This is a genomic window from Streptomyces sp. NPDC098789 (assembly GCF_044759975.1).
Classification (GTDB): domain Bacteria; phylum Actinomycetota; class Actinomycetes; order Streptomycetales; family Streptomycetaceae; genus Streptomyces.
On record NZ_JBIWAJ010000016.1, the window covers coordinates 1 to 26,127 of the forward strand.

Sequence of the window (26,127 nt, forward strand, 5' to 3'; positions counted from 1 at the left end):
GCGGTGGGGATCACGGTGCGCTTCCAGGCGCTGGTGCGGTCGCCGGTGGCCATCTGGGCGTAGGCGGAGCGGATGCCGTTCTGCCGGGCCTCGGCGTAGTGGGCCCGGTCGGCCGGCTGCGCCGGATCGTTGAAGGACGGCCCGACGGCCTCGTTCTTGCCGTCGGCCTCGCCGGAGGTGAGGTAGGTGGTGGTGACCTTGCGCCCGGAGAGCAGCGAGCGGCTCAGATCCGGGTTCATGAAGAAGAGGTCGTCATCGGGGTGGGCGACGATCTGCAGCACCGAGCCGGCCGTGGTGCTCGGCGGTACGGACACGGCTTGGCGGACCTGGCCCTGACCCTGCGCGCCCGGACCGGAACCCGCGATGAAGCCCTCGCCGTGAGCGACCGCGAACACGCCGGTGGCACCGGCGGTGAGCACGGTGAGCAGGGTCGCCAGGCGTACGCGGCGGGAAACGGGCATCGGTCACGCCTTGGGGTCGTTCGGGTGCGGAAGAACCGCCGTGCAGTCAGAAAGAGGTCAATGCGGCGAACTTGGTTCACCGATTCGACCGATGACTCCACTGCTTCCGGGCGTGACCGATTTTGATTGTGCACCGTGGGTGGGTACGGGACGGTAAATGACCGGATTATGGACGTACTGAACCTGCGCTGAACCCGACCTCTAGGTCCCTGCTCATGCCGAATTGGCCGAATTTAGTCGGTGGGCAACATCACGGCCCCGGCGCCGGTTGGCATCACGGCCCCGGGACCGGTCGTCGGCGTCACGGCCCCGTGGTCCGCGGGCCGACCGGCTGCCAGGGTGCCAGCCGCGCCGTGGGGGAGTCCGCCGCCGAGCTCAGGTAGAGCCGCGCGTCGAGCCCCAGGACGGCCACGCCGATCACGCTCCGGCCGGCCGGGGCGCTCGCGGGGGAGCCCACGAACATCAGCGCCGAGCGCTGCCACGCCAGGCCCGCTCCGACGTCGGACCCCAAAGCGCCGCCCACCGAACGGCCCGCCACCAGGTGCCCTGTCGCCGTCACCGCGCCGAAGCCCTGCATGCCGCCCAGGTCCGTGACGCCGGACACGTCGAACCCGGCGGGGGCCGGGGCCGCTCTGCCGGGCGCTGCCGGCGCCGCCGCCGGCTTCGCCGTCACCAGCGCCGTGCGGACGTCGCCCGAGCCCGGCTTGCGGAACCACAGCCGCACCCCGCCGTCCCGGGCCGCCGCCGTCAGGGGCAGCGTGGTCGCGGGCAGTCCGGTGGGCGCGGCCGGGCCCGGCACCGCGCCCGCCGTCGGCGCCACCCAGGCGAGCACCGTGGTCGGGGTGCTCGCGAACACCATCCGGCGGCCCGCCGCATCGGTGGCCGTGGCGGGGTTGCCGTGCAGGTCGCGGCCGCCGAGCCGGTCCCAGGGGCCCCAGGAGCCGTCCGTGTTCCGGGTGCGGCCGCGCAGGGTGTACGCGCCGTCGCGGACGTACGCCGCCAGGCGCCCGGAACCGTCCACCGAGACCGCGGGGGCGCTGATGTCGGAGGTCCAGTCCGCGTCGTCGGCCTCGGGGGTACCGAGCGAGTCCCACGCGCCGAACTCCACCGACCCCGCGGACTTCTGGACGGCGTACACGACGTCACGCCGGTAGTCCTGCGGGCGGTCACCGAAGGAGGTGCGGGTGCCGAAGACGGCGATCCGACCGTCCGGGAGGGTCGTGGTCGACACGCCCGGGTCCATGCCGGTGCCGGGCAGCAGCCGCGGCCCGTCCCAGGCGCCGAGCAGTCCGTCGCGGTGCCAGAGCGCCACCTGCCCGTCCAGGACGCGGAAGGCCCACAGCCCGGCGTGCGCGTCGGGGGCCAGCCAGGAGGTGCTGTTGCCGCGGGCGTAGTGGATGGACTCGGTCCAGTGGTTGCCCGAAGGATGATCGGCGACCTTGAGGTCACCGCAGCCCGCCGCGCTGCCGCAGCGGTTCGCGCGGTCGAGCCAGGCGTAGGTGTCCAGGCTGTCCAGCTTCTCCCGGGCCTCCCGCGGGTCCAGGGCGGCGGGCAGGGCGCCGTTGAAGTAGCCGAGGTAGTTCTGCACCGCGAAGTGCGGGCGGTCCTTCACCTCGGCCGCGTACCGGGCGAGGGCGCGCTGGACGAACCGGGCCCCGTAGAAGTGGTCCTGGTGGTCGGTGTACCGCTTGTCGTCGGGGTAGCGGCCGGGGGTCGGGTCCTGGGCGCGCACGGTGGTCGGCCTGTACGTCGCCAGTACGCCCGCGAGCGTCCGGACGACCTGGTCCCCGGTGTACGTGAACGCCCCGCGCACCGGGGTGCCGGAGGACAGCATCGACTCCAGGTGGGAGACCCGGCCGTCCCACAGGCCGTGCAGGCTGTCGGGCCGGTCGGCGTAGACGTTGCCCGCCTCGCGCAACTGGAGCCACAGCAGGTGCACGGAGGGCTCGGCGACCAGCACGTCCAGCTCGGCGCGGCCGCCCCCGGCCGTGGGTACGGACGTACGCCGCCAGGCGCTCGCGCGGTCGCCGGTGGCCATCTGGGCGTAGGCGGCGCGGATGCCGTTCTGGCGGGCCTCGGCGTAGGCGGCCTTGTCGGCGGGCGGGGCGCCGCCGCCCGCCGTGCCCGCCTTCTCCGCCTTTTCCGTGGTGCCGTTGATCCCGTCGGCCTCGCCGGAGGTGAGGTAGGCGGTGGTGACCGGGTGTCCGGTGGCGATGGAATTCCGCAGGTCCGGGTTCATGAAGTACAGGTCGTCGTCGGGGTGAGCGACGATCTGCAGCACGCTGCCGGGGTCCGGGGGATCGGGCAGGGCCTCCGGGGCCGCCCCGGAGGCGCCGGCGGGTCCGGAGAACCGCCCGAGCGCCTCGCCGCCGCGGGCGAGGACGAAGCCGCCGGCGACGAGCGCGGCGACCACGGCCAGCGCGGCGACGGCCCGGCCGTGGCGCGTACGGCGGCCCTGGCGGGCGGGGTTCCCCCGGGGGTCGTGCCCGCCGTGCCCGCCGTGCCCGCCGTGTCCGCCGTGGCCGGCAGGCCCGGTGCGTCCGGCAGACCCGCCGTGGCCGGCAGACCCGGCAGACCCGTCAGGCCCGCCAGCCCCGCCGTGCCCACCCGCCGCCGCCGACCCGGCGCGTGCGCCCGGCTTCCCGTGCCTGCCGCGGTGGCCCCGCGTTCTGCGTCCCTCGCCCGGTATCGGGGAAGAGGCGTCACGGGGGTCGGGCGCGTGCATCGGGGGGGCCTCCGCAGGGGGACGCGCGCGGGGGTGCCGCGGGCCGGCTCCCCATAACGGTCCATCGGTTCTTAAATCCGGCAATTCGCCTCATGATACTCATCGGTGAGCCGCCGCCCCGATCCGGCTAAGGTCGACCGAGGCAGAGCCAGGGCAGACTCTGCGTCGTGGCAGGAGCGGGAGGCGACGGGATGACGGTTCCCGGACGCAGGAGCAGCACCTTCATCCGGCTGGTCCGCAGCGGATTCACGGATCCCTCGACCGCCGCACGGCTGCTCGACGACGCCGCGCTGGCCGCCGTCCGCGCCGATCCCGTGCTCCTCGACGCCCTCGGCGCGACCGCCGACCCCGACCTCGCCCTGCTCGGCCTCGTCCGCCTCGCGGAGGCGCAGGCGCCCGAGGACCTCCCGCTGCTCCTCGACACGCTCGTCAGCGCCAAGCCGCTGCGGGACCGGCTGCTCGGCGTGCTCGGCGCCTCCGAGGCCCTCGCCGACCACCTCGCCCGCCACCCCCACGACTGGCGGGCCCTGGTCACCTACGAGTCGGCGGACCTGCACCCCGGCCTCGCCGAGTTCGAGCGCGGCCTCGCCGACGCCGCCGACCCGGTCGCGCTGCGCGTCTCCTACCGCCGCTGCCTGCTCTCCATCGCCGCCCGCGACGTCTGCGGCACCACCGACGTCGCCCAGGCCGCCGCGGAACTCGCCGACCTCGCCACCGCCACCCTCCGCGCCGCCCTGCGCATCGCGACCGCCGCCGCCCCCGAGGACGCCGCCCAGTGCCGGCTCGCGGTCATCGCGATGGGCAAGTGCGGCGGCCACGAGCTGAACTACGTGTCCGACGTCGACGTCATCTTCGTCGGCGACACCGCCCCCGGAGCCGACGAGGGCAAGGCCGTCCAGGCCGCCACCCGGCTCGCCTCCCACCTCATGCGGATCTGCTCCGAGACCACCGTCGAGGGGACCATCTGGCCCGTCGACGCCAACCTCCGCCCCGAGGGCAGAAACGGTCCGCTCGTCCGCACCCTCGCCTCCCACCTGGCCTACTACCAGCGCTGGGCCAAGACCTGGGAGTTCCAGGCCCTGCTCAAGGCCCGTGCCGTCGCCGGCGACCCCGACCTCGGGGCGCAGTACATCGACGCCATAACGCCGATGGTCTGGCAGGCGGCCGAGCGCGAGAACTTCGTGGCCGACGTCCAGAAGATGCGCCGCCGCGTCGTCGACAACATCCCCGCGGCCCAGGTCGAGCGCGAGCTGAAGCTCGGCCCCGGCGGCCTGCGCGACGTCGAGTTCGCCGTCCAGCTCCTCCAGCTCGTCCACGGCCGCAGCGACGCCACCCTGCACTCCGGCACCACCCTCGACGCCCTCCAGGCCCTCGCCGCCGGCGGCTACGTCGGCCGCACCGACGCCGCCCAGCTCGGGGACGCGTACCGCTTCCTGCGCGCCATGGAACACCGCATCCAGCTCTACCGGCTGCGCCGCACGCACCTCGTCCCCGAGGACGAGGGCGACCTGCGCCGCCTCGGCCGCTCCATGGGCCTGCGCACCGAACCTGTCGCCGAGCTGCACAAGGCCTGGCGCCGCCACGCCTCCGTGGTCCGCCGGCTGCACGAGAAGCTCTTCTACCGGCCGCTCCTGGACGCCGTCGCCCAGCTCGCCCCCGGCGAGACCCGGCTCTCCCCGCGCGCCGCCGGACAGCGCCTCGAAGCGCTCGGGTACGCCGACCCGGCCTCCGCCCTGCGCCACCTGGAGGCCCTGTCCTCCGGGGTCAGCCGCAAGGCCGCCATCCAGCGGACCCTGCTCCCGGTGCTCCTCGGCTGGTTCGCGGACTCCGCCGACCCGGACGCGGGCCTGCTCGGCTTCCGCAAGGTCTCCGACGCCCTCGGCAAGACCCCCTGGTACCTGCGGCTGCTGCGCGACGAGGGCGCCGCGGCCGAGAACCTGGCCCGCGTCCTGTCCGCCGGCCGCCTCGCCCCCGACCTGCTGATGCGGGCCCCCGAAGCGGTGGCCCTGCTCGGCGATCCCGGTGGCCTGGAACCCCGTACGCACGAGGCCCTGGCCCAGGAGGTACTGGCCGCCGTCAACCGCGCCGACGACCCCGAGGTCGGGGTCGCGGCCGCCCGCGGGGTGCGCAGGCGCGAACTCTTCCGCACCACCGCGGCCGACATCATCGGCTCCTACGGCACGGAGGAGAGCCCGGCCGAGGAGGACCCCGGCGCCCTCGTCGACCGCGTCGGCAACGCCGTCTCCGACCTCACCGCCGCCACGATCGCGGGCGCCCTGCGCGCCGCCGTCCGCGGCCAGTGGGGCGACACCCTGCCCACCAAGTTCGCCGTCATCGGCGTCGGCCGCTTCGGCGGCCACGAGCTGGGATACGGATCGGACGCCGACGTCCTCTTCGTCCACGAACCGCGCGAGGGCGTCGACGAGCAGCAGGCCGCCAAGGCCGCGCAGACCGTCGTCTCCGAGATGCGCAGACTGCTCCAGCTGCCGACGGCCGACCCGCCGCTGCTCATCGACGCCGACCTGCGGCCCGAGGGGCGCTCCGGGCCGCTCGTGCGGACCCTGCCCTCCTATGCCGCCTACTACCGGCGCTGGGCCCTGACCTGGGAGAGCCAGGCGCTGCTGCGGGCGGAGCCGGTCGCGGGGGACCCGGAGCTGGGGGCGCGCTTCATCGACCTGATCGACCCGCTGCGCTACCCGGTCGAAGGGCTCGGGGACGAAGCGGTGCGGGAGATCCGGCGGCTCAAGGCGCGGATGGAGTCGGAGCGGCTGCCGCGCGGGGCGGACCCGACCCTGCACACGAAGCTGGGCCGGGGCGGGCTGAGCGACGTCGAGTGGACGGTCCAGCTGATCCAGATGCGGCACGCCTGGGCGGAGCCGGGACTGCGGACCACCCGGACCCGCGAGGCGCTGGCCGCGGCGCACGCGGCGGGCCTGATCCCGACCGAGGAGGCGCAGATCCTGGACGAGGCGTGGGTGCTGGCGACGCGGGTGCGGAACGCGGTGATGCTGGTACGGGGGCGGGCCGGGGACACGTTCCCCTCCGACGCGCGGGAGCTGACCGCGGTGGGGCGCTACCTCGGCTACGGGCCGGGCAAGGTGGGGGAGATGCTGGACGACTACCGCCGCACCACCCGCCGGGCCCGCGCGGTCGTGGACGAGCTCTTCTACGGGGCGTGACCGTTCCCGACCTGGGTCGGCACGGAGTGTGCGGGCCGGTGGTCGGCTCGTGTGGCCTCCGGCGGCGCCTCAAACGCCGGCGGGGCTGATTGGCACCACCGGCCCCGCCGGCGACTGGGGTGCACACGACCGGGTCCACCTTCAGCCCCGCCGGCCGGCCGGCGGGAGCCGAATCCAGCCTCGCCGGCGTTTGAGGCGCCCCCGGAGGGGCGGAGCGGAGCGTGCGAACCGGTGGTCGGCTCGTGTGGCCTCCGGCGGCGCCTCAAACTCCCCCGGCTACCGCTGGGAGGTGCCCCCGGGCGGGGCTGGATTGGCACCTCCGGCGATTGGGGCGCACACGAACGGGTCCACATTCGGCCCCGCCGGCGATTGAGGCGCGTCTCCCGCGGGGTAGGAACAGGCGCGTGCCGCTGGCCGGGGGTGCGCAAGGAACCGCAGGAGGAGAGCCCATGGCCCCGTCCGACCGTTACCTCAAGGCCTGGGACGGCTTCTGGGAGGAGAGCTCCGGTTCCCAGGGCGAGGCCTTCTGGGACGCCCCGCCCGCCCTCACCGCCGAGCGGGACCTCGCCCTGCTGGAGCCCCACGCCGACCCCCGCCTCCCCATCGCCGACCTCGGCTGCGGCAACGGCACCCAGACCCGCTTCCTCGCGACCCGCTTCGCCGCCGCAATCGGCGTGGACCTGGCCGAGGCCGCCGTGGCCCACGCCCGCCGCGCCGACCCGGCCCGGCTGGCCTCGTACGAGCGCCTCGACCTCACCGACGCCCCCGCCGCCCGCGCCCTGCACGACCGCCTCGGCGACACCCACGTCTACCTGCGGGCCGTCCTGCACCAGAGCGACCCCGAGGACCGCCCGGCCGTCGCCGCCTCCGTGGCCGCCCTGCTCGGGGACACCGGCCGGGCGCTGGTGCTGGAGCCCACCGACCGGGCCGAGACGGTCCTGCACACCCTGGGACCGGACCCGAAGCTGCTGCGCGTCAGGGAGCACGACCTGCGCCCCGGCCGCGTGGCCGACGGCGAGGTCGCGGAGCTGCTGCGGGGGGCCGGGCTGGGGATCCTGGAGCAGGGCGCGACCGTGCTCACCATGAGCGCGGTACGGCAGGACGGGACCCCCGTCGAACTCCCGGCCCGGTGGTTCGTGGCGGCCAAGGCATAGCCGCCGCGAAGTCCCTCTAGGCGCGCGAGCGCACCCGCCGCACCCGGCGCAGCAGCGCGGCCGCGGCCGGGTGCGGTCCGGTGTGCAGGGGGTGGCGCGGCAGCCGGTGCGGCAGCGATCCGTACCAGGCCCGCGAGACGGTGTAGCCGAAGGCCAGGCAGAGCGCGCCGCCCGCCGCGTCGAGCCAGAAGTGGTTCGCGGTCGCGACGATGACGACGAGCGTCGCCGTCGGGTACAGCAGGCCCAGGATCCGCGCCCAGGGCGCCGAGGCGACGGCGTAGACGGTCAGCCCGCACCAGAGCGACCACCCGATGTGCATGGAGGGCATCGCCGCGTACTGGTTCGACATGTGCTTGAGGTCGCCGGAGGCCATGGAGCCCCAGGTGTGGTGCTTGAGCACGGTGTCGATGAACTGCGTGCCGTTCATCAGCCGGGGCGGCGCGAGCGGGAAGAGGTAGTAGCCGACCAGCGCCACACCGGTGGTGGCGAAGAGGACCAGCCGCGCGGCGGCGTACCGCCCCGGATGGAAGCGGTAGATCCAGACCAGTACGCCGATGGTCACGATGAAGTGCAAGGTGGCGTAGTAGTAGTTCATGCCCACGATCAGCCACGTCACCGAATCGACGGCGTGGTTGACGCTCCGCTCCACCGCGATGCCCAGGGTGTTCTCGACGCTCCAGATCCAGTCGGCGTTCGCGAGCGCGGCCGTCTTCTCCTCGGGCACCGAGTTGCGGATGAGCGAGTACGTCCAGTAGCTCAGCGCGATCAGCAGGATCTCGAACCAGATCCGTGGCCGTCGCGGGGCGCGCAGCCGGGCCAGGAGGCCGCCCGCGGAGTCCTGCCGGTCGGTGGGGCTCCCGCCCCCGGACACGGCGGGTGACGAGACGTCCGTCCTGGTATCCAGTGTCTTCACACTCACTTCACCCATGGGGAAAGAGTCTGTCAGATCGCGCACCTGCCCCGATCATCCCCCGGTACGGTCTTCCCCGCACGGGATCAGCCCTACGGACGATCGCGCGCGTAGTAAGCGCAGGTCAGGGGCTATCGGCGGGTGGGGCCGGAGGCGGTGGACCCGCGCACTACCAGCTCCGGCAGGAAGACGAACTCGCTGTGCGGCGCAGGGGTCCCGCCGATCTCCTCCAGCAGGGTCCGCACGGCGGCCTGCCCCATCGCCTGGACCGGCTGGCGGATGGTGGTCAGCGGCGGATCGGTGAACGCTATGAGCGGCGAGTCGTCGAAGCCGACCACCGAGACGTCCTGCGGCACCCGCAGCCCCTGCTGCCGGGCGGCCCGTACGGCGCCGAGCGCCATCATGTCGCTGGCGCACACGATGGCCGTGCAGCCCCGGGCGATGAGCGCGGTGGCCGCGGCCTGTCCGCCCTCCAGGGTGTACAGCGAGTGCTGGATCAGCTCCTCGGTCGCGGCCTCGTCCAGCCCGAGCCGCTCGCGCATGCCGAGGCGGAAGCCCTCGATCTTGCGGAGCACGGGCACGAACCGCTTCGGCCCGACGGCCAGCCCGATCCGGGTGTGGCCGAGCGCGGTCAGGTGGGTCACCGCGAGCTGCATGGCGGCCCGGTCGTCGGGAGAGACGAAGGGGGCCTGCACCTTGTCGGAGAAGCCGTTGATCAGGACGTACGGGACGCCCTGGCCGCGGAGTTGGTCGTAGCGCCCCATGTCGGCGGTGGTGTCCGCGTGCAGGCCGGAGACGAAGATGATGCCCGAGACCCCGCGGTCCACGAGCATCTCCGTCAGCTCGTCCTCGGTCGATCCGCCGGGCGTCTGGGTGGCCAGCACCGGCGTGTACCCCTGCCGGGTGAGGGCCTGGCCGATGACCTGCGCGAGCGCGGGGAAGATGGGGTTGTCCAGCTCGGGAGTTATCAGTCCGACGAGTCCGGCGCTGCGTTGACGCAGCCGCACGGGACGCTCGTACCCGAGGACGTCGAGCGCGGCCAGCACGGATTCGCGGGTGCCCGCGGCCACACCGGGCTTGCCGTTGAGGACCCGACTGACCGTGGCTTCGCTGACCCCCGCCTGAGCTGCGATGTCGGCAAGCCGCGCGGTCATGGGAGTGGACTGTACCGGTCGTACGTCACATTGCCCACCACGTGCACGTATCGGGGGGAAGCAGGACGGTGCGCCCGTCCGTCTCCACCGGAGAGCTGGACAGTACGGGCCTTCCGGGAGCCGGCAGCTCCACCGGGGAAGGGCCCGTGTTGAGGGTGCAGACGAAGCCGGGGCGGGCGAAGAGGAGCACCCCCTGGGGCCCGGGCAGCCACCGCATCCCGGTCGGGCCGGGATCGGCCCAGCCGTCCGGATCGGCGGGGCCGGCGGGTACGGACGGGTGGGCCGATCCGGCTGATCCGGTGGGGTGCGGCCGGCCGGCCTCCGGTGCGCCGAGGCCCGGCATGGCCCGGCGCAGCTCGATGGCGGCCCGGTAGAGCTCCAGGGTGGAGTGCGGGTCACCGGTCTGCGCGGCCACGCTCAACCCCGCCCACTCCACCGGCTGCGGCAGCCAACTGTCCCCGCTCCCGAAACCGTACGGAGCCTCCTCGCCCGACCACGGAATCGGCACCCGACACCCGTCCCGCAGCCCGTCCTGCCCCGCACCGCGCGAGAACGCCGGATCCTGACGCACCTCGTCCGGCAGGTCCACCACCTCCGGCAGACCCAGCTCCTCCCCCTGGTACACATACGCCGACCCCGGCAACGCCAACATCAACAACGCCGCCGCCCGCGCCCGCGCGAGGCCCTGCGCACCACCCCCGTACCGCGTCACGTGACGCACCACATCGTGGTTCGACAACACCCACGTCGTCGGAGCGCCGACCGCGGTGGTGGCGGCCAGGGACCCGTCGATGACCGTCCGCATCGCCTCCGCGTCCCAGGGGCACTTGAGGAAGCGGAAGTTGAAGGCCTGGTGCAGCTCGTCGGGGCGGACGTACAGGGCGAGCCGCTCGGAGGTCGGCGCCCAGGCCTCGGCGACCCCGATCCGCTGGCCGTCGTAGCTGTCGAGCAGGCGGCGCCAGGAGCGGTGGATCTCGTGCACCCCGTCCTGGTCGAAGAAGGGGAGCGGCTCGCTGCCGATCAAGGTGGCCTGCGCCCCGCGCCCGAGGTCCGGCAGCCCGGCCGACTTGACCATGCCGTGCGCGACGTCGATGCGGAAGCCGTCGACCCCCAGGTCGAGCCAGAACCGCAGGACGGAGTCGAACTCCGCCCGCACCTCGGGGTGCTCCCAGTTCAGATCGGGCTGCTCGGGGGCGAAGAGGTGCAGGTACCAGTCCCCCTCCGCCACCCGCGTCCACGCCGGGCCGCCGAAGATCGACTCCCAGTCGTTCGGCGGCAGCTCCCCGCCCGCCCCGCGCCCGGACCGGAAGTGGAAGCGGTCCCGCGCCGGCCCGCCCGGCGCCCCGGCGAGCGCCGCCCGGAACCAGGGGTGCTGCTCGGAGGTGTGGTTCGGCACCACGTCCACGATCACCCGCAGCCCCAGCGCGTGCGCGGCCCGGACCAGCGCGTCGGCGTCGGAGAGGTCGCCGAAGAGGGGGTCGACGGCCCGGTAGTCGGCGACGTCGTAGCCGCCGTCCGCCTGCGGGGACACGTAGAAGGGGGTGAGCCACAGCGCGTCCACCCCGAGCCGGGCCAGGTGGGGGAGGCGCTCGCGCACCCCGCGCAGGTCGCCGATCCCGTCCCCGTCGCTGTCGCCGAAGGACCGCACGTACACCTGGTAGATGACGGCATCGCGCCACCAACCGCCGCTCGCGGTGACGTTGCTGGAAGCGCTTGCAAGCCGCGAGGCGGTCAGTTCATGGGTCATATCGGGGTCAACGTGCGGACCGGGCGCCTGGTTGCGGGCCCGTTCACCCGAAGACGGTTCGAACTAACAGCAAGCTGCGGCAACCGTACGGACACACGGATGTAACGATCACCATGTCTTGCAGAAAATTGCCGCAAGGTCTTTCGGTCGGCTTTCAGGCTTGTTACGTTCCTGGCAACTCGGGACCGCGAGGGCGCGGCCGGGATCATCGAAGGAGTTCATATGCGGCGTGGCATAGCGGCCACCGCGCTGGTCGCGGCTCTGGCGCTCGCGGCGACGGCTTGCGGCGGCGACAAGAACGACAACGGCGGCGGCGACAACGCCGGTGGCGAGATCTCCGGCACGGTCACCTGGTGGGACACCGCCAACGACACGGAGAAGGCGACCTTCCAGAAGATCGCCGAGGCGTTCACCGCCAAGCACCCGAAGGTGACCGTCAAGTACGTCAACGTGCCGTACGGCGACGCGCAGAACAAGGTCAAGAACGCCTTCAGCAGCGGCGCCGAAGCCCCTGACGTCATCCGCGCCGACGTCGGCTGGGTCGCCGACTTCGCCTCCCTCGGCTACCTGGACAAGGTGCCCGCGGACGCGGCCAAGAAGGTCGACTCCGACTTCCTGCCCCAGGCCGCGGCCAGCGGCAAGTACGAGGGCCAGCTCTACGCCGTCCCGCAGGTCATCGACTCCCTCGGCCTCTTCTACAACAAGAAGATGCTGGCGGACGCGGGCGTCAAGCCCCCGACCACGCTCGAAGAGGTCAAGACCGCGGCCGCCGCGATCAAGGCGAAGACCGGCAAGACCGGCCTCTACGTCCGCGGCGACGACTCCTACTGGTTCCTCCCCTTCATCTACGGCGAGGGCGGCGACCTGGTCGACGCCAAGACCAAGACGGTCACCGTCGACAACGCGGCGGGCGTCAAGGCCTTCAAGGACGCCCGCGACCTGATCACCTCCGGCGCCGCCGTCACCAACGCCACCGACGGCTACGACAACATGCAGACCGCCTTCAAGTCGGGCGAGGTCGCGATGATGATCAACGGCCCCTGGGCGGTCAAGGACACCTTCTCCGGCGCCCAGTTCGCCGACAAGGCCAACCTCGGCATCAGCGCGGTCCCGGCCGGCTCCGTCAAGGCGGGAGCCCCGCAGGGCGGCCACGACCTGGCCGTCTACGCGGGCTCCAAGAACCGCACCGCCGCGCACGCCTTCGTCGAGTACATGACCTCGCAGGAGACCCAGGTCCAGGCGACCAAGGAACTGAGCCTGCTGCCGACCCGCACCGCCGCCTACGAGGTGCCGGACGTCAAGGGCAACGAGATCGTCGCCTTCTTCAAGCCCGCCGTGGACAAGGCCGTCGAGCGCGCCTGGATCCCGGAGAACGGCTCCCTCTTCGAGCCGCTCAAGGTGCAGTACACCAAGGCGGTCACCGGCGCCTCCAGCCCGGAGGACGCGGCCAAGGCGACCGGTACCGAGTTCCGCAAGATCCTCAAGGGTTGGAAGTAGCACGACGATGGCTGCTGAGACCAGCCGGTCCGTGGTGCCGGCCGCGGGTGACGACGTCACCCGCGGCCGGAGCCGCAGGACCGACCGCAACCCCGGGGCCCGCCCCGGCCGGGTCCGGCGCGCGCTGGCCACCCACTGGTACGCCTGGACGATGGTCACCCCCGTGGTGCTCGTCCTCGGCGTGATCATCGGGTGGCCGCTGGTCCGCGGGATCTACCTGTCGCTGACCGACGCCAACGAGCGCAACGTCGCCCGTACGATCGGCCCCAACACCATCGACGCGACCTATCAGTTCGTCGGCCTCGACAACTACACGGCCGCGCTGAGCGACCCGGTCTTCCTGGACCGGCTGGTGTGGACGGTCATCTGGACCGTCGCCTGCGTGTCCATCACCTTCGCGCTCGGCCTCGGCCTCGCCAACATCCTGAACCGGGAGTTCCGGGGCCGCGCCGTCTACCGGATGGCGCTCATCCTGCCCTGGGCCGTCCCCGGCTTCGTGTCCGTCTTCGCCTGGCGGTTCCTCTTCAACCGCGACAACGGCATCCTGAACAAGGTCCTCGAAGGCGGCGGGATCTCCGCCGTGCCGTGGCTCGACGACCCCACCTGGGCCAAGCTCGCGGTCATCACCGTCAACGTCTGGCTGGGCATCCCCTTCATGATGGTGGCCCTGCTCGGTGGCCTCCAGTCCATCCCCGGCGAGCTGTACGAGGCGGCCGAGATGGACGGCGCGAGTCCCTGGCAGCGCTTCCGGCACATCACCCTGCCGGGGCTGCGTTCGGTCAGCATGACGGTGATCCTGCTCTCCACCATCTGGACCTTCAACATGTTCCCGGTGATCTTCCTGCTCACCCGCGGCGGACCGGGCGACGCCACCGAGATCCTGGTGACGCAGGCGTTCCGGCAGGCGTTCGTGACCAGCCCGCGCGACTTCGCCGGGTCCGCGACCTGGGGCGTCCTCATCCTCGCCCTGCTCATGATCTTCGCGCTGGTCTACCGGCGTTCGCTGCGCAAGCAGGGAGAGGTGTGGTGACCGTGACGACCACCTCCGACGCCGCCGGGGCCGACGCGACCGCCGCGGCCGACGTCCAGGCCAAGGGCGCCAAGGGAACCAAGGGAGCCAAGGCCGTCAAGGCGGTGCGGCCGCGCGGGCAGCGCGGGCCGCTCGCCTCCGTCTCCCTGCACGCCACGCTCGTCGTCGCGGCCGTCATCGCGGTCTTCCCGGTGCTGTGGATCCTGCTGACCTCGCTCAAGCCGCCGCAGCAGGCGGTCAGTACCGACTTCATCAAGGACCCGACCCTCGACAACTACCGCTACCTGGTGGACCACACGTCCTTCTTCACCTGGTTCGGCAACTCGGTGCTGGTCGCGGGCATCACCACCGTCCTCGGCGTGTTCATCGCCGCGACCACGGGGTACGCGGTCAGCCGGTTCAGGTTCCCCGGCATGAAGCCGCTGATGTGGACCCTGCTGGTCACCCAGATGTTCCCGATGGCCATCCTCATCGTCCCGCTCTACAACCTGATGGGACAGCTGGGGCTGCTCAACCAGCCGCTCGGCCTGATCATCACGTACCTCACCATCGCGGTGCCGTTCTGCGCCTGGATGATGAAGGGCTTCTTCGACACCATCCCGATCGAGATCGACGAATCCGGTCGGGTCGACGGGCTCAACCCCTTCGGGACCTTCTGGCGGCTGATCCTCCCGCTGGCCCGCCCGGGCCTCGCGGTCACCGCCTTCTACTCCTTCATCACCGCCTGGGGCGAAGTGGCGTACGCCTCCGCCTTCCTGGTCGGCGACGACAACCTCACGCTGGCCGGGGGTCTGCAGACCTTCGTCACCCAGTACACCGCCAACTGGGGTCCGATGACGGCGGCTTCCGTCGTCATCGCCATCCCCGCGGCGATCTTCTTCGCCTTCGCCCAGCGTCACCTCGTCGCCGGTATGACCGCGGGCGCGACCAAGGGCTGACCACCCTTCCCGACGCGTACACCGGCCCGATCTCTCCAAGGACGACATGACCCAGCACCTCGCCGACGCTCTTCCCACCGCGACCGGCACCCAGCCCGGCTGGTGGCGGGAAGCGGTGATCTACCAGGTCTATCCGCGCAGCTTCGCCGACAGCAACGGGGACGGGATGGGGGACCTCGAAGGGGCCCGGACCCGGCTGCCCTACCTCAAGGAACTGGGCGTCGACGCCGTCTGGCTCAGCCCGTTCTACGCCTCCCCACAGGCCGACGCGGGCTACGACGTCGCCGACTACCGGGCCATCGACCCGATGTTCGGCAGCCTGCACGACGCCGACGCCGTGATCCGTGAAGCCCACGCGCTGGGCCTGCGGATCATCGTGGACCTCGTCCCCAACCACTGCTCCGACCAGCACGAATGGTTCAAGCAGGCGCTGCGCGAGGGGCCCGGCAGCCCGCTGCGCGAGCGCTTCCACTTCCGGTCCGGGCGCGGGGCGGGCGGGGAGCTGCCGCCGAACGACTGGGAGTCGATCTTCGGCGGCCCGGCGTGGACGCGGGTCGAAGAGGGGGACTGGTACCTGCACCTCTTCGCCCCCGAGCAGCCCGACTTCAACTGGGAGCACCCGGCCGTCCAGGACGAGTTCCGCTCCATCCTGCGGTTCTGGCTGGACCTCGGCGCCGACGGCTTCCGCATCGACGTCGCGCACGGCCTGGTCAAGGCCCCCGGCCTGCCCGACCTCGGCCGCGACGAGCAGCTCAAGCTGCTGGGCAACCAGGTCCTGCCCTTCTTCGACCAGGACGGGGTCCACGAGATCTACCGCTCCTGGCGGACCGTGCTGGAGGAGTACGCCGGTGACCGCATCGGCGTCGCCGAGGCGTGGACCCCGAGCGCGGACCGCACCGCCCTCTACCTGCGGCCCGACGAGCTGCACCAGGCCTTCAACTTCCAGTACCTGAACACCGGATGGGACGCGGACGCGCTGCGCGCGACCATCGACGAATCGCTCGACGCGATGCGGGTCGTGGCCGCTCCGACGACGTGGGTGCTGTCGAACCACGATGTGGTGCGGCACGTGACGCGGTACGGGGGTGGTGCGGTGGGTCTCGCGCGGGCGCGGGCGGCGGCGTTGTTGATGTTGGCGTTGCCGGGGTCGGCGTATGTGTACCAGGGGGAGGAGCTGGGTCTGCCGGAGGTGGTGGACCTGCCGGACGAGGTGCGTCAGGATCCGGCGTTCGTGCGCAGCGCGGGGCAGGACGGGCTGCGGGACGGGTGTCGGGTGCCGATCCCGTGGTCGGGCGAGGAGGCTCCGTACGGCTTCGGTTCGGGTGGCAGTTGGCTGCCGCAGCCTGCGGAGTGGGCGGGGTTGAGCGTGGCCGCGCAGACGGGCGACCCGCACTCCACCCTGGAGCTCTACCGGGCCGCGCTGCGGATCCGGCGCGAGCGGGCGGAGCTGGGCGCGGGCGACGCGGTCGAGTGGCTGGCGGCGCCGGCCGGGGTGCTGGCCTTCCGGCGCGGGGAGTTCGTCTGCACGGTGAACACGGGCGGCGCGGCCGTACGTACCCCCGCCCCCGGAACCGTGCTGCTGGCCAGCGGTCCGCTGGCCGACCCGGACCTGCTCCCGGCCGACACGGCGGTGTGGTGGCAGGGGTGACCTCCCCCCTTCGGCTGACGGACATCGCCGCGCAGGCCCAGGTCAGCGAGGCGACCGTCAGCCGGGTGCTCAACGGCAAGGCGGGCGTCGCGGCCGGCACCCGGCACAAGGTGCTGGCCGCGCTCGACCTGCTCGGCTACGAACGGCCCGTACGGCTGCGCAGGCGCAGCAACGGGCTCGTCGGGCTGCTCATCCCCGAGCTGACCAACCCGATCTTCCCCGCCTTCGCACAGGTCATCGAGCAGGCGCTGGCGGGGCACGGGTACACGCCGGTGCTGTGCACGCAGACGCCCGGCGGGGCCACCGAGGACGAGCTGGTGGAGCAGCTGGAGCAGCGCGGGGTGACGGGGATCGTCTTCCTGTCCGGGCTGCACGCGGACTCCACGGCGGATCCGACGCGCTACCAGCGGCTCGCGGCCCGCGGGGTCCCGTTCGTCCTGATCAACGGCTTCAACGAGCACGTCCACGCGCCCTTCATCTCGCCGGACGACCGGGCGGCCGCGGACATGGCCGTGCGGCACCTGGAGGCCCTCGGGCACCGGCGGATCGGGCTGGCGATCGGCCCGACGCGGTACGTGCCCTCGGCCCGCAAGGAGCAGGGGTTCCTGGCCGCCGTGCCCTCGGCCGGGGCCGAAGGGCTGATCCAGCGCACGCTCTTCACGGTGGAGGGCGGGCACGCGGCGGGCGGTGAGCTGCTGGACCGGGGCTGCACGGGGATCGTCTGCGGGAGCGACCCGATGGCGCTGGGCGTCATCCGGGCGGCCCGCGAGCGGGGGCTGCGGGTCCCGGAGGACGTGTCGGTCGTCGGCTTCGACGACTCGCCGCTGATCGCCTTCACGGACCCGCCGCTGACCACGGTCCGCCAGCCGGTCCGCGCGATGGCGACGGCGGCGGTGGGCGCCCTGCTGGAGGCGGTGGGCGGCACGCCGGTCCAGCGCACGGAGTTCGTCTTCCAACCCGAACTGGTCGTCCGCGGCTCGACGTCCCAGGCCCCGGGCGTCTGACGGCTCCACGCCGCGCCCGGGGGCCTGTGGGTGCGGGCCCCGGGTCGGCGGGGGCGGGGGCGGCGGGGCGCGGGCGGTGGGGGTCGTCTCCTCGGCTCGCGGAACCTTCCCGGAGTCGGAGCCGTGGGCCGGTGCCGGTTCCGCTCGACCTGCGGGGACGACCCCCACCACCCACACCCCACCACCCCCGCGGGTCGGGGTTGTCCAGCCTCGCTCAGTCATCAGGCGGCTCCTCAAGGGACGAGAGGAACCGCTCCCAGCCGGCGCGAGCGCGGTCGAGTACGCCCTGGCTGAGCCCCGGCCTGGCTTCCATGTCCGGCCAGGGGGCGTCCGGTGCGTTGCACATCAGCGAGAACCACCTGACGGCGCGGCAATTGCAAGGCTGTGTCGTGGCGCACCTCGATGCCGTCACCGCCGTCCTGGCCCGCGCCTTCGGCCATGAGAAGGAGCTCTGCATCGCGGCCGGCGAGACCGCGGCACTGGCCGGGTGGATCGCTTGGGACCTGGGTGACCACCTCGCGGCCCGTTCGTACTATCGGGTCACCGCCGATTGCGCCGACTCCTCGGGCCATCCACCGTTGCGCGCACTCGCCCTGGCCTACGCGAGTTACGGAGAGGCCGTTCCGGTCCGCAGGTTGGAACTCCTGGAGCGGGCGGTCGCGTGCGTTCGCGGCCCGGGCAATGCCACCGTTGCGGCCTGGATCCACGCCCGCCATGCGGAAGAGGCGGCCGCCGTTGCCACGCGGCGATTGGGCGGTGAGCTGTCCGACTCGGGAGTCGTCATCCTCGGGGACCTGGCCGCCGCTCTGCTCGCCGGCGGTGACCTCGACCAAGGAGTGCACGTGGCCCGCCAGTTCGCCAAGGCGTCGGATGCCCGCCCGAACACGATGGGTCGGGCGCGTGCGCTCACCATCGCGGGCCGGCTTCCGCGCACGGAAGGTGAGCTGGCAGCGCACCTCAGGAGGTGCGCTGCCTGAGCGGTGCGACCACTGCCGGCGCGGTCTCGCCGGCGACCCACGACAGGTAGGCCTCCGAGCCGCCGTCCACCGCGAGGACGATCCACTCGGGTACGTCGTAGGCGTGCTGCTGCTCGACCCACGCGCTGAGGGCGGGCAGTCGGTCGCGTGTCGTCTTGTAGGAGACGCGCCATTCGGTAGCCGTTTCGACGGCGCCCTGCCACCGGTAGACGGCGGTGAGCGGTGCGTCGATGTGCGCGCAGGCGGCCAGCCGTGCTTCCACCGCGCCCCGCGCCAACTCCCCTGCTGCCAGCTCGTCGTCGATGGTGGTCTGCGCGATCACGATGTCCGTCGCCATGGTGGACCTCCTGCTGCGTCGGTGTGCCTCGATGGACCCTACCCAGGCGCTCTCGTGGGTGACGCTCCCTCATGGACCGGGCCAGGACACGGCGGAGAAACAATTCTGCAATCTCTTGCGCAAGGTCTTGCAGGGGGGAGGGGTGGGGCCTACGGTCGCCAACAATCCCCACCTCTTCGCCAGGAGGACCCCCATGCCCCGCATCCACAGAGCCGTGGTCGCGCTCACCGCCCTCGTCGCCGCCGCAGGCACCTGGCAGGCTCCCCACGCCGCCGCCTCGCCGCCCGGTGAGCGCGATGTCACCGCGGTGCTCTTCGAGTGGAACTTCGCCTCCGTCGCCAAGGCCTGCACCGACTCCCTCGGGCCCGCGGGCTACGGCTACGTGCAGGTCTCGCCGCCCCAGGAGCACATCCAGGGTCCCCAGTGGTGGACCTCGTACCAGCCCGTGAGCTACAAGATCGCCGGCCGGCTCGGTGACCGGGCCGGTTTCAAGGCCATGGTCGACACCTGTCACGCCGCGGGCGTGAAGGTGGTCGCGGACTCCGTCATCAACCACATGGCCGCCGCCGACGGCACCGGCACCGGGGGCAGTTCGTACACGAAGTACAACTACCCGGGCCTCTACTCCGGCGCCGACATGGACGACTGCCGCGCCACCATCTCCTCCTACCAGGACCGGGCCAACGTCCAGAACTGCGAGCTGGTGCAGCTCGCCGATCTCGACACCGGCGAGGACTACGTGCGGGGCCGGATCGCCGGGTACCTCAACGACCTGCTCTCCCTCGGCGTCGACGGCTTCCGGATCGACGCCGCCAAGCACATGCCCGCCGCCGACCTCGCCAACATCAAGTCCCGGCTGACCAAGCCGAACGCCTACTGGAAGCAGGAGGCGATCTACGGCGCGGGCGAGGCCGTCCAGCCGAGCGAGTACCTCGGCAACGGGGACGTGCAGGAGTTCCGCTACGCCCGCGACCTCAAGCGGGTCTTCCAGAACGAGAACCTGGCCTACCTGAAGAACTTCGGCGAGTCCTGGGGGTACATGCCGAGCGGCCAGGCCGCCGTGTTCGTCGACAACCACGACACCGAGCGCGGCGGGGACACCCTCGACTACAAGGCGGGCGCGACCTACACCCTCGCCAACGTCTTCATGCTGGCCTGGCCCTACGGCTCCCCGGACGTGCACTCCGGGTACGCCTTCACCGACCGCGACGCCGGTCCGCCGAACGGCGGCGCCGTCAACTCCTGTTACGCCGACGGCTGGACCTGCCAGCACGCCTGGCGCGAGATCTCCTCGATGGTGGGCTTCCGCAACGCGGCCCGCGGCCAGGGCGTCACCAACTGGTGGGACAACGGCGGGGACCAGATCGCCTTCGGGCGCGGCGCCAAGGCGTACGTGGCCATCAACCACGAGGCGTCGGCGCTGACCCGGACCTTCCAGACCTCCCTGCCGGCCGGCGACTACTGCGACGTGCAGAGCGGGCGGGCCGTCACCGTGAACGGCTCCGGGCAGTTCACCGCGACCCTCGGGCCGGACACCGCCGTCGCCCTCCATGTGGGCGCCCGCACCTGCGGCGGTGGTTCCACGCCGCCCGCGGCCGCCGGCGCCTCCTTCGCGGTCAACGCCACCACCGTGCCGGGCCAGGACATCTACGTCACCGGCGACCAGGGCGCGCTCGGGAACTGGAACACCGCCTCCGCGCTGAAGCTCGACCCGGCCGCCTACCCGGTCTGGAAGCTCGACGTCGCCCTGCCCGCGGGCACCTCCTTCGCCTACAAGTACGTCCGCAAGGACGCCGCGGGCACCGTCACCTGGGAGAGCGGGGCCAACCGCACGGCCACCGTCCCCGCGAGCGGGAAGGTCGCGCTCAGCGACACCTGGCGCAACTGACCCCGCCGCCGCACGTCCCCCATTCGCTCCCATTCGCCCCCATCCGCCCCGTGTCCGAGGAGATTCCGCCGTGATACGCCCCCTCGCGGGAACCGTCGCCGCCGCCCTGGCGGTGGCCTTCCTGCCCGCACTCCCCGCGGAGGCCGCCGGCACGGCGCCCGCCCCGCCCCCGGACGCGAAACTGGCGGCGCAGCCCGCCCGGCACGACCTGACCCGGGAGCAGTTCTACTTCGTCCTCCCGGACCGGTTCGCGAACGGCGACCCGCGCAACGACCGCGGCGGCCTGGCCGGCAGCCGCTCGCAGACCGGTCTGGACCCGACGGACAAGGGCTTCTACCAGGGCGGCGACCTCAAGGGGCTGACCGACCGGCTCGACTACATCAAGGGCCTGGGCACCACGGCCATCTGGATGGCGCCCATCTTCAAGAACCAGCCGGTGCAGGGGGAGGGGGCGAACCAGTCGGCGGGCTACCACGGCTACTGGATCACCGACTTCACCCAGGTCGACCCGCACTTCGGCACCAACGCCGACCTGGAGCGGCTGATCGACAAGGCGCACGGGAAGGGGATGAAGGTCTTCTTCGACGTCATCACCAACCACACCGCCGACGTCATCGACTACAAGGAGAAGTCGTACTCCTACCTGTCGAAGGGGGCCTTCCCCTACCTGACCAAGGACGGGGTGGCCTTCGACGACTCCGACTACGCCGCGGGCAAGGCCGCCGGAACGGCCGCCGACAAGAAGGGGTTCCCGGCCGTCGGGCCGGGCTCCTTCCCGCGCACGCCGCTCGTGCCCGCGGCGAAGAAGGACGCCAAGGTCCCGGCCTGGCTGAACGATCCGACGATGTACCACAACCGGGGCGACTCCACCTTCGCGGGCGAATCCGCCGAACAGGGCGACTTCTCCGGGCTCGACGACCTGTGGACCGAGCGTCCCGAGGTGGTCAGCGGGATGGAGAAGATCTACGAGAAGTGGGTCCGGGACTTCGATATCGACGGCTTCCGGATCGACACCGTCAAACACGTCGACCTGCCGTTCTGGACGCAGTGGGCCACCGCCCTCGACAAGTACGCCGCCCAGCGCGGGCGCTCGAAGTTCTTCATGTTCGGCGAGGTGTACTCCGCGGACCCGGCCGTCACCTCGCCCTACGTCACGCAGGGCCGCCTCGACGCCACCCTCGACTTCCCGCTCCAGGACGCGATCCGGGCGTACGCCGCCCAGGGCGCCGGAGCCGGGCGGCTGGCCTCCGTCCTCGGGGCGGACTACCGGTACACCAGCGACAAGGCCAACGCCTACGAGCAGGTGACCTTCCTCGGCAACCACGACATGGGCAGGTTCGGCTCCTTCCTCAAGCAGGACCGGCCCGGGGCGGGGGAGCAGGAGTTGCTCGACCGCTACCGGCTGGCGAACGAGCTGATGTTCTTCTCCCGCGGCAACCCGGTGATCTACTACGGCGACGAGCAGGGGTTCACGGGCGCCGGCGGCGACAAGGACGCCCGCCAGTCCCTCTTCGCCTCCAAGACGCCGGACTACCTGGATGACGACCAGCTCGGAACGGCGCGCACGCACGCGAGCGACGCCTACGATCCGGGACACCCGCTCTACCAGCAGATCAGTGCCCTCTCCCGGCTGACCAAGGCCCACCCCGCCCTGCGCGACGGCGTCCAGAGCGAACGCCTCGCCGACGGCTCCGTCTACGCCTTCGCCCGCACCGACCCGCGCACCCGCACCGAATACCTGATCGCCGCCAACAACGGCGCCGCGCCCCGCACCGTGGAACTCGACGCCCCGGCCGGCGCCGCCTACAGCGTCCTCTACGGCGGCGCGGGCACCACCACCGTCTGGGCCTCCTCCGCCGGCAAGCTCTCCCTCACCGTCCCCGCCCTCGGCTCGGTGGTCCTCATGGGCGCCACCCCGCTCCCGGCCCCCACCACCCGCCCCGCCCTGACCCTCACCCCGCCCGCCCCCGGCGCCACCGGCACCGTCGAGCTGTCGGCGGACGTCACCGGCGGCGGCCTGAACCGGGTCGTCTTCGCCGCCCAGAGCGGCAACGACGCCTGGCAGGTCCTCGGCTCCGCCGACCACGCCCCCTACAAGGTCACCCAGCGGGTGAGCGCCCCCGCGGGCACCCCGCTGCGCTACAAGGCGGTCGTCGTCGACGCCTCCGGCCGCACCGCGAGCGCCCTCGCCGCCTCCGTCGCCGGGCAGGCACCGCCCCCCGAGGTCCCCACCGCCACCCAGCGCGACTACGCCGTCGTCCACTACAACCGCCCCGACGGGGACTACACGAACTGGCGGCTCTACGCCTGGGGCGACCTCGCCGAGGGCGAAGCGACCGCCTGGCCGGCCGGGCACGACTTCACCGGCCGCGACGCCTACGGCGCCTTCGCGTACGTCAAGCTCAAGCCCGGCGCGAGCAGCGTCGGTTACCTCGTCATCGACAAGGACGGCACGAAGGACGTCGCCGCCGACCGCACCATCGACGTGACCAGGACGGGCGAGATCTGGCTGGAGCAGGGCAAGGAAGCGGCCCGCACCGAACGGCCGACCTACCCGCCCCAGGACCAGGCCGAGGCGGTCCTGCACCTGAAGCGCCCCGACGGCGCCTACGACGGCTGGGGCCTGCACGTGTGGACCGGCGCGGCCACCCCCACCGACTGGTCCAAGCCGCTGCTCCCCGCCCGCACCGACTCCTACGGCGCGGTCTACGAGGTCCCGCTCGCCCCGGGCGCCACCTCGCTGAGCTACATCCTCCACAAGGGGGACGAGAAGGACCTGCCCACCGACCAGTCCCTCGACCTCAAGGCCACCGGCCACGAGGCCTGGCTGCTCGCCGGCCAGCAGAAGTACCTGCTGCCGCAGCCCGCCGGCTCCGCCGCCGCCCTCGACCTCACCAAGTCCGAGGCCGTCTGGATCGACCGCGACACCCTCGCCTGGAACGCCCCGCCCGCCGCCGCCTCCGTGCAGCTCCTGGCCTCGCGGGAGGGCGTGATCAAGGCCGCCGACGGCGTCCTCACCGGTACGGAGAAGGCCCGCTGGCTGCGGCTGACCCCGGGCGCGCTGAGCGCCGTACAGAAGCAGAAGTTCCCGCACCTGGCGGCGTACACCGCCTTCACCGTCGACCCGCGCGACCGCGACCGGGTGCGCGAGGCGCTGCGCCGGCAGCTCGTCGCGAGCGCCCGCACCGCGGGCGGCGCCGTCCTCGCCGCCACCGGGGTGCAGCTCGCCGGCGTCCTGGACGACCTGTACGCGAACACGACCCCGCTCGGCCCCACCTTCTCCGGCCGCGGCCCCCGGCTCGCGCTCTGGGCGCCCACCGCCCAACAGGTCTCCCTCGAACTCGACGGCGGCGCCCGCACCGTCCCCATGCACCGCGACGACGCCACCGGCGTCTGGTCGGTGGACGGCGAGCGTTCCTGGGCCGGCAAGCGCTACCGCTACGCGGTGACCGTCTGGGCGCCGAGCGTCCGCCAGGTGGTCCGGAACCTGGTCACCGACCCCTACTCCACCGCGCTGACCACCGATTCGACCTACAGCCTCGTCACCGACCTCGCGCCCGCGCTCCGGCCGCCCGGCTGGCGCGAGCTGCGCAAACCCGCCGCCGTCCCCTTCACCTCCGCCCAGATCCAGGAACTCCACATCCGGGACTTCTCGGTGGCCGACCCCACCAGCAAGCACCCCGGCCAGTACCTGGCCTTCACCGACAGCGACTCCGCGGGCATGAAGCACCTGCGCTCGCTGGCCGCCGCCGGCACCTCCTACGTCCACCTCCTGCCCGCCTTCGACATCGCCACCATCCCCGAGGACCCGGCGAAGCGCACCACCCCCGCCTGCGACCTCACCGTCTACGCCCCCGACTCCCCGCAACAGCAGGCCTGCGTGGCGGCCGCCGCCGCGAAGGACGCCTACAACTGGGGCTACGACCCGCTGCACTACACCGTCCCGGAGGGCTCGTACGCGAGCGACCCGAACGGCACCGCCCGCACCGTCGAGTTCCGCCGCATGGTGCAGTCCCTCAACGGCGCGGGCCTGCGCACGGTGATGGACGTGGTCTACAACCACACCGCCGCCTCCGGCCAGTCGGACCAGTCCGTCCTGGACCGGGTCGTCCCCGGCTACTACCAGCGCCTGCTCGCCGACGGCTCCGTCGCCACCAGCAGCTGCTGCTCCAACACGGCCACCGAGAACGCCATGATGGGCCGCTTGGTCGTGGACTCCGTGGTCACCTGGGCCAAGGAGTACAAGGTCGACGGCTTCCGCTTCGACCTGATGGGCCACCAGCCGAAGGCCAACATCCTGGCCGTGCGCGCCGCCCTGGACCGGCTGACCCCGGCGAAGGACGGGGTCGACGGGAAGAAGGTGATCCTCTACGGCGAGGGCTGGAACTTCGGCGAGGTAGCCGACGACGCCCGCTTCGTCCAGGCCACGCAGAAGAACATGGCCGGCACCGGCATCGCCACCTTCTCCGACCGGGCGCGCGACGCGGTCCGCGGCGGCGGCCCCTTCGACGAGGACCCGCGCGTCCAGGGCTTCGCCTCCGGGCTCTTCACCGACCCCAACGCGGCCCCCGCGAACGGCACCCCCGAGCAGCAGCTGGCCCGGCTCCGGCACGCCCAGGACCTGATCAAGGTCGGGCTCACCGGCAACCTGGCGGGCTACCGCTTCACGGACGCCACCGGCGCCGCGATCACGGGTGCCCAGCTGGACTACAACGGCCAGGGAGCCGGCTACGCGGCGGCGCCGGGCGACGCCCTCGCCTACGCGGACGCCCACGACAACGAATCGCTCTACGACGCCCTCAAGTACAAGCTCCCGCCCGCCACCTCTCCCGCGGACCAGGCCCGGATGCAGGTCCTGGCGATGGCCACGGCCACCCTCTCGCAGGGCCCGTCCCTCTCCCAGGCGGGCACCGACCTGCTGCGCTCGAAGTCCCTGGACCGCAACTCCTTCGACAGCGGCGACTGGTTCAACGCCATCCACTGGACCTGCCCGGCGGGGACCGGCAGCGCCAACGGCTTCGGCCGGGGCCTGCCGCCCGCCGCCGACAACCGCGCGAAGTGGCCCTACGCCGCACCGCTGCTGACCACCCCCGGCCCGACCTGTACGGAGGTCACCGCGGCCGGGGCCGCGTATCGGGACCTGCTGGCCGTCCGCACCTCGGAGCCCTCCTTCGCGCTGACCAGCACGGCCGCGGTCCAGGCGCGACTGGCCTTCCCGCTCGCGGGCCCGACGGAGACCCCGGGCGTCATCACCATGACCCTCGGCGATCTGGTCGTGGTCTTCAACGCCACGCCCACCGCGCAGCAACAGCGCGTCCCCGCTCTGGCCGGGCGGGCCTACGCGCTGCACCCGAGGCAGGCCGCGGGCGCCGACCCGGTGGTCAAGGCATCGGCGTACGACGCCGGGACCGGCGCGTTCACGGTCCCGGCCCGCACGGTGGCCGTCTTCCAGGCCAAGGGGGCGGGGACCCGGTAGCC

16 protein-coding genes are annotated in these 26,127 nt (G+C 72.6%); 10 read left to right on the forward strand and 6 right to left on the reverse strand.

Annotation, left to right across the window (positions count from 1 at the left end):
- Together ACIQWR_RS28255 and ACIQWR_RS28260 are read right to left on the reverse strand one after the other, a co-directional pair.
- On the reverse strand, nt 1-461 hold a 461-nt coding region (locus ACIQWR_RS28255; RefSeq protein WP_404015077.1), incomplete at its 3' end, for a PIG-L family deacetylase.
- Between the two features lie 301 nt (nt 462-762).
- Nucleotides 763-2,874, reverse strand: coding sequence for a PIG-L family deacetylase (locus tag ACIQWR_RS28260; RefSeq protein ID WP_404015080.1), 2,112 nt, complete (start codon nt 2,872-2,874; stop codon nt 763-765).
- 503 nt (nt 2,875-3,377) lie between these two features.
- Between ACIQWR_RS28260 and ACIQWR_RS28265 the strand changes: the two genes are divergently transcribed.
- Together ACIQWR_RS28265 and ACIQWR_RS28270 are read left to right on the forward strand one after the other, a co-directional pair.
- Complete coding sequence (locus ACIQWR_RS28265) at nt 3,378-6,365, forward strand: bifunctional [glutamine synthetase] adenylyltransferase/[glutamine synthetase]-adenylyl-L-tyrosine phosphorylase (RefSeq protein WP_404015082.1); 2,988 nt, start codon at nt 3,378-3,380, stop codon at nt 6,363-6,365.
- Between the two features lie 449 nt (nt 6,366-6,814).
- Nucleotides 6,815-7,519 carry a class I SAM-dependent methyltransferase gene (locus ACIQWR_RS28270; RefSeq protein ID WP_404015084.1) on the forward strand — a complete coding sequence of 235 codons (705 nt, stop codon included), beginning with the start codon at nt 6,815-6,817 and terminating at the stop codon, nt 7,517-7,519.
- 16 nt (nt 7,520-7,535) lie between these two features.
- Here the strand turns inward: ACIQWR_RS28270 and ACIQWR_RS28275 are convergent, their stop codons facing one another.
- The 3 genes from ACIQWR_RS28275 to ACIQWR_RS28285 all read right to left on the reverse strand — a co-directional run bounded on the left by ACIQWR_RS28275 (nt 7,536) and on the right by ACIQWR_RS28285 (nt 11,330).
- Nucleotides 7,536-8,447 (reverse strand): phosphatase PAP2 family protein, encoded by a 912-nt coding sequence (locus tag ACIQWR_RS28275; protein WP_404015087.1) that lies wholly within the window; start codon nt 8,445-8,447, stop codon nt 7,536-7,538.
- A 113-nt stretch (nt 8,448-8,560) separates the two neighbouring features.
- Nucleotides 8,561-9,583: a LacI family DNA-binding transcriptional regulator gene (locus tag ACIQWR_RS28280; protein ID WP_399267337.1), complete on the reverse strand. Its 1,023-nt coding sequence runs from the start codon at nt 9,581-9,583 to the stop codon at nt 8,561-8,563.
- Nucleotides 9,584-9,608: 25 nt separating this feature from the next.
- The gene (locus tag ACIQWR_RS28285) at nt 9,609-11,330 is read right to left on the reverse strand and encodes a glycoside hydrolase family 13 protein (RefSeq protein ID WP_404015090.1); all 1,722 of its coding nucleotides are present in this window, start codon (nt 11,328-11,330) and stop codon (nt 9,609-9,611) included.
- A gap of 222 nt (nt 11,331-11,552) precedes the next feature.
- Here ACIQWR_RS28285 and ACIQWR_RS28290 point away from each other — a divergent pair, with 222 nt between their 5' ends.
- From ACIQWR_RS28290 to ACIQWR_RS28315, 6 genes are all read left to right on the forward strand, one after another.
- Nucleotides 11,553-12,827, forward strand: coding sequence for an extracellular solute-binding protein (locus tag ACIQWR_RS28290; protein ID WP_404015093.1), 1,275 nt, complete (start codon nt 11,553-11,555; stop codon nt 12,825-12,827).
- A 7-nt stretch (nt 12,828-12,834) separates the two neighbouring features.
- Nucleotides 12,835-13,857, forward strand: coding sequence for a carbohydrate ABC transporter permease (locus ACIQWR_RS28295; RefSeq protein ID WP_404015096.1), 1,023 nt, complete (start codon nt 12,835-12,837; stop codon nt 13,855-13,857).
- Nucleotides 13,854-14,795, forward strand: coding sequence for a sugar ABC transporter permease (locus tag ACIQWR_RS28300; RefSeq protein ID WP_404015099.1), 942 nt, complete (start codon nt 13,854-13,856; stop codon nt 14,793-14,795). The genes ACIQWR_RS28295 and ACIQWR_RS28300 overlap by 4 nt, the downstream gene beginning before the upstream one ends.
- Before the next feature lie 46 nt (nt 14,796-14,841).
- On the forward strand, nt 14,842-16,443 hold the full coding sequence (locus tag ACIQWR_RS28305) for a glycoside hydrolase family 13 protein (protein WP_404015101.1): 1,602 nt from the start codon (nt 14,842-14,844) through the stop codon (nt 16,441-16,443).
- Nucleotides 16,431-17,447 (forward strand): LacI family DNA-binding transcriptional regulator, encoded by a 1,017-nt coding sequence (locus ACIQWR_RS28310; protein WP_404015104.1) that lies wholly within the window; start codon nt 16,431-16,433, stop codon nt 17,445-17,447. Before ACIQWR_RS28305 ends, ACIQWR_RS28310 begins: the two co-directional genes overlap by 13 nt.
- Nucleotides 17,448-17,758: 311 nt before the next feature.
- A complete protein-coding gene (locus ACIQWR_RS28315; RefSeq protein WP_404015105.1) occupies nt 17,759-18,424 on the forward strand; it encodes a hypothetical protein in 666 nt (221 codons plus the stop codon).
- Here ACIQWR_RS28315 and cutA read toward each other — a convergent pair.
- Nucleotides 18,405-18,761, reverse strand: coding sequence for a divalent-cation tolerance protein CutA (gene cutA, locus ACIQWR_RS28320; RefSeq protein ID WP_404015108.1), 357 nt, complete (start codon nt 18,759-18,761; stop codon nt 18,405-18,407). The genes ACIQWR_RS28315 and cutA overlap by 20 nt on opposite strands.
- A 193-nt stretch (nt 18,762-18,954) precedes the next feature.
- Between cutA and ACIQWR_RS28325 the strand changes: the two genes are divergently transcribed.
- Both ACIQWR_RS28325 and pulA read left to right on the forward strand, forming a co-directional pair.
- The gene (locus ACIQWR_RS28325) at nt 18,955-20,649 is read left to right on the forward strand and encodes a carbohydrate-binding module family 20 domain-containing protein (protein ID WP_404015111.1); all 1,695 of its coding nucleotides are present in this window, start codon (nt 18,955-18,957) and stop codon (nt 20,647-20,649) included.
- A gap of 70 nt (nt 20,650-20,719) precedes the next feature.
- On the forward strand, nt 20,720-26,125 hold the full coding sequence (gene pulA / locus ACIQWR_RS28330; RefSeq protein ID WP_404015114.1) for a pullulanase-type alpha-1,6-glucosidase: 5,406 nt from the start codon (nt 20,720-20,722) through the stop codon (nt 26,123-26,125).
- Nucleotides 26,126-26,127 lie beyond the last annotated feature (2 nt).